We start from the raw sequence: 13,662 nt of genomic DNA on the forward strand, positions 1-13,662 counted from the left end.
AAATCTTAAATTTTTGAATATAGTGTTTTAAAATTAAAAATTTTCTTTTTTAGTTGAAATTCTTTTTAATTTAAAAAACATTATAATTAAAAATAGATTAAAAAAACATGTTAAAGAAATTAGTATAACGCATACGATTCATTATTTACAATAGTATTTTTAAGAAAAATTTCATCTTTTTGCCACTTTCTTTGTTTAGAAGACGGATAATTGTGGATATACTATAATTAATTCGTGTATAAAAGTTAAAAAGATGGTGACTAATCTCTTAAAAAAGGGGTGATAACGATGGTTCATGACTTTATCCCTAGATTGGATTCTCAAGCGCTGATATTTGCAATTAGTTTTGCAACATTAGTTGTAGCGATACTGAAATTTAGGGTTCTATAATATATCTTATTGGTGGGTACACTCGCCAACAATTCTTTGCGTTCCACTACAAAAAAGACATCCAATTGATAAAATAAAGTCGACCAAAACCAAATCACCAGAAGGACAAACTCTTTTGATTATTCATGGAAAACTGGACTACCGCCCTTCTCACTGTGAACATTGTGGAAATCAAAACCAAGAAAAACTTATTCGGTATGAAACTTATCGAACCGAAACTCAACTCCTATTAAGGAGAATTTTTAATTCAAAATGAGAGAAAAGAAAAGTAGATAAGGAATTAAACTTCCTCACCTACTCTATGCTTTTAGTCAATTGATTCTTCACCAACACGATTTGACAAATATCCGGTAAAAAAACTTAGGTTAATTCAACTACATTAAATCACTTTATTTTGCATCGTACCAACTATCGCCAAAGTTACTATCGACTTTCAAAGGTACATTTAGTTTTACAGCAGCCTCCATTACTTCAGGAACTAATTTCTCTAAAATCGGAATTTCTTCTACTGGCGCTTCAAAAATCAGCTCATCGTGTACTTGCAATAACATCGTTGCTTGCAGATTTTCTGCTTTTAAGCGTTCATCCATTTGAATCATTGCCACTTTAATAATATCCGCAGCACTCCCTTGAATCGGTGTATTCATCGCTGTTCGTTCAGCAAATGAGCGCAAATTAAAGTTTCGCGAATTAATGTCTTTTAGGAAACGACGACGGTGGAATAATGTTTCCACGTAACCTTTATCTTTCGCTTCTCGGACGATATCCGACATGTATTGTTTCACACCTGGGTATTTTTCAAAATACGTGTCAATAAAAGTCTGAGCTTCTTTGCGAGTAATGCCTAAATTTTGTGATAAACCATAATCACTAATCCCGTAGACAATCCCAAAGTTCACGGCTTTGGCTTGACGACGCATATTGCCTGTAACATCAGCAGCATCCTTGATACCAAAGACACGCATTGCCGTACTTGAATGAATATCTTGTCCTTCTAAGAAGGCTTCTTTTAGATGCTGATCATCTGAAATATCGGCTAAAACACGTAATTCAATTTGAGAATAATCACTAGCAAACATTTTCCAACCTTCATGGCTAGGTACAAATGCTTGACGAATTTTACGCCCTTCTTCAAGACGTATTGGAATATTTTGTAAGTTAGGATCTACTGAACTTAAGCGCCCTGTTTGGGTTAATGTCTGTACGTAACGAGTATGAACTTTTCCAGTTGATGGATTCACAACTTTCAATAGACCTTCAACATAAGTTGATTGAATCTTGGCAATTTGACGATATTGTAAAATATCTTCTACAATCGGTGCCTGGGCGCGTAATTGTTCTAAAACATCTACCGCTGTTGAGTATCCCGTTTTCGTTTTTTTAATAACAGGTAATTGCATCTTCTCAAATAAAATAACACCTAACTGCTTCGGTGAATTAATATTAAAAGTCTCCCCAGCTTCTTCATAAATTCGGTTTTCAATCTCAGTTAACCGAATTGCAAATTCATCTCGCATTATGCGTAAGCGGCTAGAATCAAGCTTAATTCCAGTCATTTCCATGTTGCTTAAAACAATTGATAAAGGCAATTCCATCTCATAAAATAAATCTGTTTGTTCATTGTCTGCCAAATCATTTTTTAATTTATCACTTAATACTTCAATTGCCTTAATCTTACGAGCTAAGTGTTCATGTAAACTAGTTGCATCTTCAGGAACCGCAATTTTAGCACCTTTTCCATAGATACTTTCATCTGAGGAAATATCATAATAGTCATGATCCATTGCAACTTCAGCAATATCTTTGCTATTGTCATTTGTATTTAGAATATATGAAGCTAATAATACATCAAAATCAATGCCTTCTAAGGTAACGCCATAACGTTTTAAAGCGACAATTGTTCGTTTTGCATCAAAGACTTGTTTTTTATTTTCAGGATCGACAGCCCATTCTTGAAATAATGGTGAAGACAATACTAAATCTGGTTCAGAAACATAAATTTTATCCCCATTGCTCCAGCTAATGCCCACAATTTCGGCAGTATGGTAGTTATCACTTAGCATTTCAGCATACAATCCGCCTCTAGCACCAAACATCTCTGGCGTAAACTCTGTGACAAATTCAAAATTAACCTCAGCCTTTTCAATTTGATTTTCTTCGTCATAAGCTGTTGTATCTAAATCAGTTAAAAATTTCTTAAAGTCCATCTCTTTATAAAATTCAATTAATTTGCCAACATCTTTGCCTTCGTAGGCTAAACTATCCAGCGGCACATCAATCGGAGCTTCGACTTCAATCGTTGCTAATTTCTTACTTAAGAAAGCCTGTTCTTTATCGTTAATTAGATTTTCTTTACGTTTACTCGGTTTCATGCCATCAACATTTTCATAAACGCCTTCAACAGAACCAAATTCATGCAACAATTTTAAGGCTGTTTTCTCGCCAATATTGGTAACGCCAGGAATATTATCTGAAGAATCTCCTGCTAAACCTTTCATATCGATGATTTGAAGTGGATTTAAACCATATTTTTCCATCAAATATTCTGGTGTGTTTTCCTCAATCTCACTAACGCCTTTAACCGTGATATCTACTCGAACATTTTCTTTCGCTAGTTGGGTTAAATCACGATCGCCTGAAAGCACAACAACATCAAATTCATTCGGGTCAACTTGAGTCGCTAATGTTCCTATAATATCATCAGCTTCGTAGTTATCTAATTCATAATGAGCAATGCCAAATCCTTGTAATAAATCGCGTAAATAAGGCATTTGTTCTTTAAATTCACCTGGAGTTTTTTGACGACCATCTTTATAGGCATCATAAAATTCATTTCTAAAAGTTGTTTTTCCAGCATCAAATGCAACTAAAACATGAGTCGGTTGTTCCTTTGCCATTTCATTTTCCAACATACGATGGAAGCTAAAAAGAGCATTTGTGTGTAATCCATTTTTATTGATAAAGCTATTGACCGAACCCGGAATGGCATAGAATGCACGAAAGGCTAGACTGCTCCCATCAATTAATAATAACTTGTTTTTTTGTGTCATTGCAAAAACTCCCTTTTTCCTCAAGTTTATTTTATAAAAACGATTGATAAATATCGTGATTTTTATTAAAAATAAAAGCTGATTTTACTTTATGAAATTGATTTTTTTTAGCCAATTGAATCGATGCTCTATTTAGTGGATCAATAATGCTAATAACCTCGTGTAATTCCAATGTGTATTTGCCATACTCTAACATCGCTTTACAGGCTTCTCTTCCAAATCCTTTACGCCATAAGATCGGTGAATATGGTAGCCTCATTCAACTCTCTGGTCACCGTCGACGACTTGTTTGACAAAGCCACAATCACCGATAAATGTTCCATTGACCAACGAATCCATTCTGCTATTTTTTCTTTTGAAAATGGTGCTGGATAAAATGACCTCTTTTCACTATTGGAAAACAGTCGATAGGCAGCCCTAGGTCCGCTTCTTCATAGGGTGCCTTAGCTATAAGTGCGTGTCTCAATTTTAGTCATTCTTCCACTTAATTCTTCACTAAATTTTATCTCTTCTATTTTACCAAAAAAAAAGCCAGATAGCGAAGAAGAAATTTCATAGTTACTTAAAATGATTTTTACTAATTTTGGGAAAGCTGACTGAACTTCATCTGGACTACCTGTTGAGTATTTCTTAAAATATAATTCAATAGATGAGTTTTATTTGTGTAGATGGAGAAACTCATCAGCTCATTGATATTCTTGAAGACCGAAAACTACCACATCTAATCGCTCATTTTATGCGTTATTCTCATAAGGCACGACTCCATGTAAAATACTTGGTGATGGATATGAATGCCAGCTAATGAATCACTTAAAGAAAAGCGACTCGGAGGATGCAAAAAAGTATCGTCGTTTAAAACGATACTGGTCTTTATTTTTTTAAGATTCCAATCAGTTAGACACAGAAAAACGTTCTTATAATCGCTTGTTTAAACGACCACTTTGCCAAAAAGATATCATGGATGAACTCTTAACCTATCATCCACTTCTCAAACAAACTTATGATGAAATGCACTTGCTTAAGTATGCCATACTTTGTAAAAATAGTGAGTTATTTTTCGATTTAATCGACCAATTACCTAAGAGCTTACCTGATTGGTTTCGTAAGAAATTGACTTTCTTTAAAAAGCATAAGGAAGGCATTTCAAATGCCCTTCATCTTCCTTATTCTAATGGAAACGTTGAAGGGCTAAACAATAAAATTAAAGTCATTATTTGATATTAGCCAAACATAAGCTTTCCAAATATTGTTGATTAGCTCTTCAAGTTTTCCTTTACTTAAACTTCGCTTCACTTGTTTTGGAATTAAGCCTTCTATACTTGACTTATCCGTAATATCTTTTATGTCAATTCTGTCATCTCAAGTTGATTTTTCACCACCAAATGTTGAGGTTTCCCTTGCTAACTTCTTTTTATTTTTTTACTTTATTCTTCATGAGTAATCAACTTCATTTTCTTCAGGTTCATCTAATGGCGTCATTGTTTCCACTTCTTTTAAACTAATTTCATTCGCTTCTTCAAATGTTAAGTTTAATATTTCTTGATGCTTTTCTTTAAATTCTTCAAGTGTTAACCAATTTTCTTCATTGTCATCACTGATCGTTCCTTGAACCTCTTTTGCAAGTTCGCATACCATGGTGTATAGAGCTCGTTTATCTACTGTTAGAATATCGAGATGGTCGGTTTCAAAATACAAAATATGCTTATCTCTAATTGGAGCAACATATATATATTCTGAATCTAAATCGGTATTCAAAACATTCCATCGCTTATCGTTTAACCATTTATCCCATTTTAAAGTTAATCTGTAATTTTCCTTCAAAGTTTCTGTGTTACCACCATGAGAAATTTCTAGTTTTTTATTTAGATAACATTTGAACCACATTTTTTCTGATAACTCTCGATAGTCTAGTTCTATTGATGATTTATTAATTATTATATATATTCTCATTTTTTTCTCCTTATTTTGTCTTTAGCCAAATATAAGCTTTCCATATTCGATTGATTAAATCTTCTAATTGACCTTTACTCAAAGATCTTTTAAGATCTTTTGCAATTAATTTTTTTATGCTTTCCTTGTCTGTTATTTTTTCTAGCTTAATTCTATCATCTCGTGTTGATTTCTTTCCTCCACCAGATTGAATTTGAATTTTATTTCCGTCAGGTTCTGCATCTACTCGTATTTTTAATTTTGTACTATCTACGGTTGTTTCAATTGGTTTGTTCCCAAAAGTCTTACTCGTAATCTTCCCATTATTGGAAAACATCACATTGCCTTCATAACCATTTTGAAAACCGTTTAGCCCATCTACCATTATCGCTGTTCCAGTTCCTGCCACTGCTACACCTGCTGTCGCAACTCCTGGTAGAAAAATAGTTGCTGTTCCACCACTCGCAAGCTCTACAACCGCATAAGCGCCTGTAATCCCAACTACACCCACTATCGCAGTTGTTCCACCTCCGACAACTTTTACCGTATTTCCAATTAAATAGGACAGAATATCAACGACATCTTTTGCCGTATTCACTTTATCTTTTACATCATCCCATTGCTCTTCCAATAAAATTTCATTATAAGCTTCTGTTGCATCTTTATCAACTTTTCCATTTTTCAACACTTGATAAAACGTACCATATTTTGTCTTCACTTCTTTGACTTCATAACGATCTTTTTCGTTGGCTTTATTGTAACCAGATATGTGTTTATACCAACTACTTCCCGAAATGTCCTCAACACGATACCCACTTGCCCCGCTCTCAAAATGTTTACTTTGACCTAAATACGCCAATCCTTCTAAAATCGCTTGGATTGTTTCTCTTACCCCATCAAAATTCCCTTGTGTTGTATTTTCAAAGTGTTCATATCGTTTCAACACTTCGATTTCTTTCATTCGTCCGTTCATCGTATTATTCCCAAAAAATTCTTTTAAGACTGGAACGTCTTTGAACACTTCTGCCATAGCTTCCATAAATTCTAGTTTTTGTGTTTGCAAGCGTCTTAAATCGTTTTCTAACTCTTGTAACTCGTCTGTATCTAGCTTATTTTCAGCTTCTCCCACGACATTTTTAAATTCTTTTAGATAGTTCTTAATCGAATCATCCAAATCGTACAGAGCATTAAAAATAGCATCTGAAATCATCTTATATTGCCCATGATACTGTTTACCAGACGACCAAGCCGCTCCCAATAACTCCCTATCTTCGGTAAATAAATCATTTGACTTGTCGTACTCTTTTAAATAAGAGACCGTTTCTTGTCTCAATTTGGTAACTTCCTCAGAAAGAGCTTTTAGTTCTTGGTAGTCTATTCGTGGCATTTATTTTCCTCTTTTCTGACTTCAAAAAGAGATTCTTCCAACTCAACTCTTTTCTTTATTTTTGATTTCATTACTTGTTCTAACTCCTCTTCGCCTTCTGCTAATTTCCCATAAAAAAAATGACGTTCTTCTTCCAAATAATCAAATTCCCTTAAAACTGACGCTTCGGCTTCCGTACCACTACTCAATCGGCGAATTGATTCCCATAAATCGAACTCTTTTCTCGAATAATTTTGAAAATCTGAATAGGCATTTTCAATTGACAAATTCGCTTTTTTTAAACCTTTTAATTCATCTTCTATGTCCAAATACTCTTCGTTCACTACTCGACTGTTCTTCTTCATTCTCAACTCCCTTTCAAGTGGCTACAAATTTTCATCTGTTTTTTGAATCGCTTCATGAATCTTCACTAAATTTCCAACATCCACTTTAATGGCTGACTTAAATTGTGTAGTCGCTTTTTTCATGTCTCCTAAACATTCGGATAAAATTGTTACAGCAGTACTTTTAGAATATGAAATGTCTTTTTTTACATCAAATGAAACGTGAGAACTTGATTCAGTCATCCCTATTGTTACCATGGTAACAATAGTTGAATTAGTGGTTACTTTTTCTTCCATAAAATCCTCCTGTAAGTTAATAAATTTACGGTTAATGTATTTTTTTGAATGTATATCATAAATTAAAACATTTACAATTATGATATTTTTAATTTTATCATAAGTGCTACCACTCTACAAAATGAACGTTATTTATTTTATAATTATTATCTACTAGTAGTTATCAGTACCTGTTAGGTACATCTTTTTTATCTATTACAAATATAACTATAAATATATCTACTTAAAAGGTGGAAAAAATATTAATTTAATATTGAACAATTACTAGTAATCTCATGTCACATCTTTAAAAAAGAGTCCTCATATAAAAGTTATCCGCTCGCTCATTTTATGCGTTATTCTCATAAGGCACGACCCCACGTAAAATACTTGGTGATGGATATGAATGCCAGCTATGGACAATTAGTAAAATCTGTTTTTCCAAATGCCCACTTAGTTAGTGATCGATTCCATATTATTCAGCATATCCAACGAACCTTTAATACTTTACGGATTCAACTAATGAATCGATTAAAGAAAAGCAACTCGGAGGATGCAAAAAAGTATCGTCGTTTAAAACGATACTGGTCTTTATTTTTTTAAGATTCCAATCAGTTAGACACAGAAAAACGTTTTTATAATCGCTTGTTTAAAACGACCACTCTGCCAAAAAGATATCATGGATGAACTCTTAACCTATCATCCACTTCTCAAACAAGCTTATGATGAAATGCACTTGCTTAAGTATGCCATACTTTGTAAAAATAGTGAGTTATTTTTCGATTTAATCGACCAATTACCTAAGAGCTTACCTGATTGGTTTCGTAAGAAACTGACTTTCTTTAAAAAGCATAAGGAAGGCATTTCAAATGCCCTTCATCTTCCTTATTCTAATGGAATCGTTGAAGGGCTAAACAATAAAATTAAAGTCATTAAACGAGTTGCCTATGGGTACCGGAACTTTATCAACTTTCGTACACGAATTTATCTCATTCAAGGAGAACGTTTAACCAAAAACAAGAGAAAAGAAAAATAGGTGACGAATTAAAATGCCTCACCTATTCCATGATTTTAGTCAATTGATTCTTCACCAACACGATTTGACAAAGAGCCATTAAAATAAAAAGAGGAACTACAATCATAAAAATAATCGTAGTTCCTCTTTTTATTTTATTAACTTATTCAACAAGATCGTCACTTAAACCAAATTCAACCTTAGGTGGTTCCACCATAAAGACTGCATCAATCACACGTTCTCCTAACATATTCTTGGCATCTACCGTAATTGTCACCACTTCCTTCATTAAATCCACGCGAATCACTTCAAAATCAAACGTAATGGTTTCATAATGAAAAACAGGATTGACCATATTCACGGAAACATTGACTACATTAGAACCAGGACCTGGTAAATGCTTAGAAATGGCGCTCGTCATAATTCCAATGAGCATAACCGGTGGAACAAGAGGTTTTTCATAAGCAGTCTTGCTAGCATAATCATGTTGGACAAATAAAGGGTTGGCATCATTCGTTAAACCTAAATAAAGCAAAATATCTTTATCTTCGATAATTTCCGTTACGCTTAAATTATCGCCTTCAGCTAGTTCATTAATCTTTTTCCCAATCTTTCTAGGTTTCCCCATCATATTTTTCTAACTCCCCAGATTCATTTATTTTTTCACTATTTACTTTAGTTTAGTCTTTATTCTACCATAAATTTCTAAGTTTAAATGAATAAAAACGACAACAGAATTTTCTGTCATCGTTTTATTGCATCACTCTATTTTAGTTATTTCTTAAAATTGATCTGCTTAATAAGGTTTCATAGGCATATTCAAATTTTTGAACATCTCCTGCACCCATAAATATAACAACTGCATCATGATGATCTAAAAGTGGAGACATATTCTCTTCTTTTAAGACAATCGCTCCGTCAGTAATTTTATCCGCTAAATCTTGAATCGTTACATTTCCCTGTTCTTCACGAGCTGAGCCAAATATATCACATAAATAAACGCGATCAGCTAAGTTCAATGCTTCAGCAAAGTCACTTAATAACGCAATAGTTCGAGTAAATGTATGTGGTTGGAAAACAGCAATAATTTCTTTTTCAGGGAATTTTTGACGAGCCGCATCAAGAGTTACACGAATTTCTTGTGGATGATGTGCATAATCGTCAATAATCACCATATCACTAATTACTTTTTCACTAAAACGGCGTTTTACACCTTGGAAAGTTTGTAAATTTTCGGCAATTAAATTTTCTGGAATTCCTTCTAATTGACAAGCAGCAATTACTGCTAAAGCATTTAATACATTGTGTTCACCAAAAGTTGGAATCGCAAAGTGACCATAAAAAACACCTTTTACATAAACATCAAACGTTGATCCTGTTGTACTACGAACAATATTTTTAGCTTGATATTCATGGTTATCTGAAAAACCATAATAATAGATTGGAACTGGAGCTTTTAATTTCTTCAATTCATCGTCTTCTCCGCAAGCGATAATTCCTTTTTGAACTTGATTAGCCAATGTTTGGAATGCTGAGAAAACATCCTCCACTCCAGTAAAATAATCAGGATGATCAAAATCAATATTCGTCATAATTGCGTAGTCTGGTTGGTACGCTAAGAAATGGCGACGGTATTCACAAGCCTCTAAAACAAAGAAGTCCGCATCTGGAACACCATGACCTGTTCCATCTCCAATAATATAACTCGTTGGTTCAATTGAACTTAATACATGAGCTAATAAACCTGTTGTTGTTGTTTTACCATGAGAACCTGTAATTGCAATACTTGTATATTCTTTTAAAAATTCTCCAATGAATTTGTGGTAACGAATAACTGGCAAGCCCATCTCTATAGCCGCTTGAATTTCTTCATGTGAATCAGGGAACGCATTTCCAGCAATTATCGTTAAACCATCATGAATATTGTCTTTAGAAAATGGCAAAATCGAAATACCTGCTTCTTCAATGCCTTTTTGCGTGAAGTAATATTTTTCAACATCTGATCCTTGTACTTTAAATCCTTTATCATGTAAAACTAATCCTAAAGCACTCATCCCAGATCCTTTAATTCCGACAAAGTGATACGTTGTTTGTTTATTCATTATAATGCCTCCAAATTTTTTGTTCCAAGCTTTTATAACAATCATTTTTATACTTCATTAAATTTAATTTCATTTGATCATATTTCAAAAAAACAGTGAGAAAAATAACAATCAATATAGTTGTTTTAAATGAAAGCCTTTTAGTCATTATGCTTTCACTTGTTAAAATGCAATGAATACAGTATAGCACGATTTTATTTTTTAGCCTACTGATTTTATCCTAAATGAACAGATTCTTAGGATTAAAAAATTGAAAAAAGCTACAAAATTAATTGTCGCTTTTAATCAACGAAGCTCTATAAATAGTTTTTTTCATATTCTGCCTGTGTTAGAAAGACATCTCTAGGTTTTGATCCTTTGTTTCCAGAAATCAAATTTTGATTTTCTAAAGTTTCAATTAAATTTGAGGCTCGGTTAAAACCTATTTTAAATTTACGTTGCAATAGCGAAACAGAAACCGTTTCTTCTCCAGCAATAAATTCTAAAATCGATTCAAATAACTCATCTCGACCTTCAATTAATTCAAGTTTAGCTAACAAAGTTTCTGGCTCAAACAAATAATTAGGACCTCTTTGATCTTTAATGTGTTTTACGACTGAGTCAATTTCTTGCTCAACATAAGTGCCTTGAATCCGAATGGGTCTACCCGATCCATTTTCCATAAAGAGCATATCTCCACGACCTAATAATTTTTCAGCACCACCAATATCTAAGATTGTTCTCGAATCGATTTGACTAGAAACCATAAAAGCTACTCGAGTTGGAATATTATTTTTAATCGTACCCGTAATGACATCGACACTTGGGCGTTGTGTTGCAACAAGCAAATGAATTCCTGCCGCACGAGCTTTTTGTGTTATCCGTGCAATATAATCTTGCACTTCATTGCTAGCCACCATCATTAAATCAGCTAACTCATCAATAATGATCACAATATAAGGAATCTTCAAACCATATTCGCCAGTTTCCTCTGCTTTCTCATTGAAACGTTCAATATTCCGAACACCCGCTGCAGCTAGTTTTTGATAACGTTCTTCCATCTCATTAACAGCCCATTTTAAAGCCTCTGCGGCTGCTTTCGGCTCAGAAATGACCGGTGAAAGCAGGTGTGGAATATCATTATAAGGAGCTAATTCAACGGCTTTAGGATCAATTAAAATCAATTTGACTTCGTTTGGTTTTGCTTTATAAAGAATACTGATTAACAACGAATTAATAAAGACACTTTTACCTGAACCAGTAGCACCCGCAATCAAACCATGAGGCATTTTTTCAATCGTTGTTACCATTGCTTCTCCGGCTAGATTGACTCCTAACGCTACCGTTAATGGTGATTTACTCTCTTTAAAAACTTGGCTCCCCATTACTTCTGAAAGCATCACTGGTCTTGATGAACAGTTGGGAATCTCCACGCCTACCGAGCTTTTTCCAGGAATTGGTGCTTCAATCCGAATATCTTTAGCCGCTAAAGCAAGTTTTAAATCATCTGATAAATTCGTGATTTTATTTACCTTAACTCCGCGTCCTAATTGCAATTCAAATTGAGTTACTGCTGGTCCAATCGTCCAACCAATCACTTGCGCATCTACCCCAAAAGCATCTAAAGATTCATTTAAAAGTTCCGCTTGCTCCAAAACCCAATCATCAATAACATTATCTGTAAATTCAACTGGTGGATTCAATAAATCTAATGAAGGCAACTGATATTGGCGTAATTCTCGTTCTTCATTTTCTGAAATAGAATCCATTGTTGCTACAGGCTCATTCATTGTTTCAACCTTTTGTTGTTGACTTGGGACTTGAGGTAATTCCTGCTGCGTTTCTAATTCAATCTCAGAAGTATCCATTAGTCCTACTTCTTCTTTCAGAGTTTCTTCAACTTCAATGAACTGAGGAGTCAAATCTGGTTCATCTGATAATTCAACTTCTTCACTGAACTCATTGTCTATTTCCCTTGGCAATTCTTCCTCAGAAAAATCAGTTTCTAAATTGGTATTATCAAAGTCAGATTCTTCTATATCTTCAATCAAAATCTCATCTGGTTCATTAGCAGGTTCAATTATCATTGGACTTTCGGCAGATTCTTGACTCATTTCTTGTTGCTCTTCTAGTTGTTTCCTTAAATAGTTAAAACGACTTAAAGCAGCTTGAAATTCAAGTTCACTTTCTTCCTCATTTTTAGCTTTCTCCAAAGATCCTGATTCCTCTATATCTAGTTGATCCTCTTCTTGAACATCAGGAACTACTAATTCCGGTTGAACAGAAAGCTCTTCTTCAATTTCTTCCTTCTCTTCGCCAAAATAACGCGCCACATTCGTTCCACGATTTAAATGAATATCTTGTTCTTCCTCAATCATCCCTTGTAACGAGCGTTGCAAACGTCTTTCATGTTTCGCTTCTTCTTTTAACTCCATCTCTGATGGGTCAGTAGACTCATTTAAAACTTCAAATTCTGTCGATACTTCTTCTTCGATAATTTCAATTTCTTCTGGTACATCCTGTACTTCTTCTAGTTCAATCTCTTCACTATCTGTTACTTCCAACGTTAATTTTGGAATCTCAACTTCACTGAACTCTTCCTCTAATTCATCATCCGTTGCCAATAAAATAAATGTATCAAATTCTTTTTTTAATAATTCTGCCATTTTTTCATAATCTACACCAGATTTTAGTGTTGTACGTTCTTTTTGGAAACCATAAATTGGTGAGGGTATCTTCTGGACTTTAAAAGGCGTTGAACTTCTAGATTCGACATACGCTGTTGCATTTTTTTCAAGAGCTGTCCGGACCATATTTTTATCGGCAATTCGTTTGTCAATTTGTTTTTTGCGTTCTTCAAAAGCCTTTTGTTCCTGTTTTTCAACAGCTTTTGTTTCAGTTCTTGAATACGACTCTGTTCGAGTTAAAAACTCTGAAAAAACAGCATCTGGAACAGAATGTCGTCCTTCTCTTGAACGCTTTACTGGCTTACTATCTGAATTTACTTTATGTTTTTTTTCATCATCTAAGGATTCCTCTTTTTCTTTCTGCGTCACTTTGTCAGTATCCGTATAGAAAGGAAATTTAAATTTCTTTGAATTGTTGTGGTCATCTTGATAACGTGGTCCATCATAATGTGGCATGATAACACCTTTCCTTTCCTTACTATTCTTTTTTAGTTTAACATATCTTAGCCCTAGTTTATAGCTAA

General features: G+C 33.9%; 13 protein-coding genes. 4 read left to right on the forward strand and 9 right to left on the reverse strand.

Features of this window, described 5'->3' with window-relative positions; translation table 11 throughout:
- Positions 1–779 precede the first annotated feature (779 nt).
- Positions 780–3,440: a DNA polymerase I gene (polA, locus tag BR43_RS02075; protein WP_034558968.1), complete on the reverse strand. Its 2,661-nt coding sequence runs from the start codon at positions 3,438–3,440 to the stop codon at positions 780–782.
- A 31-nt stretch (positions 3,441–3,471) separates the two neighbouring features.
- Entirely contained in the window at positions 3,472–3,699 is a 228-nt protein-coding gene (locus BR43_RS20400) for a GNAT family N-acetyltransferase (protein ID WP_245617796.1), read from the reverse strand.
- Between the two features lie 390 nt (positions 3,700–4,089).
- Here BR43_RS20400 and BR43_RS20695 point away from each other — a divergent pair, with 390 nt between their 5' ends.
- Together BR43_RS20695 and BR43_RS18930 are read left to right on the forward strand one after the other, a co-directional pair.
- Positions 4,090–4,242 carry a transposase gene (locus BR43_RS20695; RefSeq protein WP_157463907.1) on the forward strand — a complete coding sequence of 51 codons (153 nt, stop codon included), beginning with the start codon at positions 4,090–4,092 and terminating at the stop codon, positions 4,240–4,242.
- Between the two features lie 155 nt (positions 4,243–4,397).
- Positions 4,398–4,658: a transposase gene (locus BR43_RS18930; RefSeq protein ID WP_051933778.1), complete on the forward strand. Its 261-nt coding sequence runs from the start codon at positions 4,398–4,400 to the stop codon at positions 4,656–4,658.
- Positions 4,659–4,871: 213 nt separating this feature from the next.
- On the opposite strand, the gene BR43_RS02090 is transcribed toward BR43_RS18930, so the two are convergent.
- From BR43_RS02090 to BR43_RS02105, 4 genes are read right to left on the reverse strand one after another with little or no spacing between them, the layout of a single operon-like run.
- Entirely contained in the window at positions 4,872–5,390 is a 519-nt protein-coding gene (locus tag BR43_RS02090) for a hypothetical protein (RefSeq protein WP_051933779.1), read from the reverse strand.
- A gap of 10 nt (positions 5,391–5,400) precedes the next feature.
- Entirely contained in the window at positions 5,401–6,756 is a 1,356-nt protein-coding gene (locus BR43_RS02095) for a T7SS effector LXG polymorphic toxin (protein ID WP_034558970.1), read from the reverse strand.
- On the reverse strand, positions 6,744–7,100 hold the full coding sequence (locus BR43_RS02100; RefSeq protein ID WP_034558972.1) for a hypothetical protein: 357 nt from the start codon (positions 7,098–7,100) through the stop codon (positions 6,744–6,746). Before BR43_RS02100 ends, BR43_RS02095 begins: the two co-directional genes overlap by 13 nt.
- A gap of 21 nt (positions 7,101–7,121) precedes the next feature.
- Positions 7,122–7,376, reverse strand: coding sequence for a DUF3130 family protein (locus BR43_RS02105; protein ID WP_034558974.1), 255 nt, complete (start codon positions 7,374–7,376; stop codon positions 7,122–7,124).
- Between the two features lie 330 nt (positions 7,377–7,706).
- Here BR43_RS02105 and BR43_RS20550 point away from each other — a divergent pair, with 330 nt between their 5' ends.
- Positions 7,707–7,958, forward strand: a complete 252-nt coding sequence (locus BR43_RS20550; protein ID WP_157463909.1) for a transposase — start codon at positions 7,707–7,709, stop codon at positions 7,956–7,958.
- A 76-nt stretch (positions 7,959–8,034) separates the two neighbouring features.
- The gene (locus BR43_RS20555; protein WP_051933781.1) at positions 8,035–8,391 is read left to right on the forward strand and encodes an ISL3 family transposase; all 357 of its coding nucleotides are present in this window, start codon (positions 8,035–8,037) and stop codon (positions 8,389–8,391) included.
- A 142-nt stretch (positions 8,392–8,533) separates the two neighbouring features.
- On the opposite strand, the gene BR43_RS02115 is transcribed toward BR43_RS20555, so the two are convergent.
- From BR43_RS02115 to BR43_RS02125, 3 genes are all read right to left on the reverse strand, one after another.
- The gene (locus BR43_RS02115) at positions 8,534–9,001 is read right to left on the reverse strand and encodes a MaoC/PaaZ C-terminal domain-containing protein (RefSeq protein WP_034558976.1); all 468 of its coding nucleotides are present in this window, start codon (positions 8,999–9,001) and stop codon (positions 8,534–8,536) included.
- Positions 9,002–9,140: 139 nt separating this feature from the next.
- The gene (gene murC, locus BR43_RS02120; protein ID WP_084679692.1) at positions 9,141–10,472 is read right to left on the reverse strand and encodes a UDP-N-acetylmuramate--L-alanine ligase; all 1,332 of its coding nucleotides are present in this window, start codon (positions 10,470–10,472) and stop codon (positions 9,141–9,143) included.
- A 296-nt stretch (positions 10,473–10,768) separates the two neighbouring features.
- Positions 10,769–13,594 (reverse strand): DNA translocase FtsK, encoded by a 2,826-nt coding sequence (locus tag BR43_RS02125; protein WP_034558978.1) that lies wholly within the window; start codon positions 13,592–13,594, stop codon positions 10,769–10,771.
- Between the last annotated feature and the right edge of the window lie 68 nt (positions 13,595–13,662).

This window comes from Carnobacterium gallinarum DSM 4847 (assembly GCF_000744375.1).
GTDB lineage: Bacteria > Bacillota > Bacilli > Lactobacillales > Carnobacteriaceae > Carnobacterium > Carnobacterium gallinarum.

Coding starts and splice junctions, on each gene's coding strand:
- BR43_RS02090 (WP_051933779.1), bottom strand. CDS start 5,390: ATGAGAATATATATAATAATTAATAAATCATCAATAGAACTAGACTAT.
- BR43_RS20550 (WP_157463909.1), top strand. CDS start 7,707: ATGCGTTATTCTCATAAGGCACGACCCCACGTAAAATACTTGGTGATG.
- polA (WP_034558968.1), bottom strand. CDS start 3,440: ATGACACAAAAAAACAAGTTATTATTAATTGATGGGAGCAGTCTAGCC.
- BR43_RS02100 (WP_034558972.1), bottom strand. CDS start 7,100: ATGAAGAAGAACAGTCGAGTAGTGAACGAAGAGTATTTGGACATAGAA.
- BR43_RS02115 (WP_034558976.1), bottom strand. CDS start 9,001: ATGATGGGGAAACCTAGAAAGATTGGGAAAAAGATTAATGAACTAGCT.
- BR43_RS20400 (WP_245617796.1), bottom strand. CDS start 3,699: ATGAGGCTACCATATTCACCGATCTTATGGCGTAAAGGATTTGGAAGA.
- BR43_RS02125 (WP_034558978.1), bottom strand. CDS start 13,594: ATGCCACATTATGATGGACCACGTTATCAAGATGACCACAACAATTCA.
- BR43_RS20555 (WP_051933781.1), top strand. CDS start 8,035: ATGGATGAACTCTTAACCTATCATCCACTTCTCAAACAAGCTTATGAT.
- BR43_RS02105 (WP_034558974.1), bottom strand. CDS start 7,376: ATGGAAGAAAAAGTAACCACTAATTCAACTATTGTTACCATGGTAACA.
- murC (WP_084679692.1), bottom strand. CDS start 10,472: ATGAATAAACAAACAACGTATCACTTTGTCGGAATTAAAGGATCTGGG.
- BR43_RS20695 (WP_157463907.1), top strand. CDS start 4,090: ATGAGTTTTATTTGTGTAGATGGAGAAACTCATCAGCTCATTGATATT.
- BR43_RS18930 (WP_051933778.1), top strand. CDS start 4,398: ATGGATGAACTCTTAACCTATCATCCACTTCTCAAACAAACTTATGAT.
- BR43_RS02095 (WP_034558970.1), bottom strand. CDS start 6,756: ATGCCACGAATAGACTACCAAGAACTAAAAGCTCTTTCTGAGGAAGTT.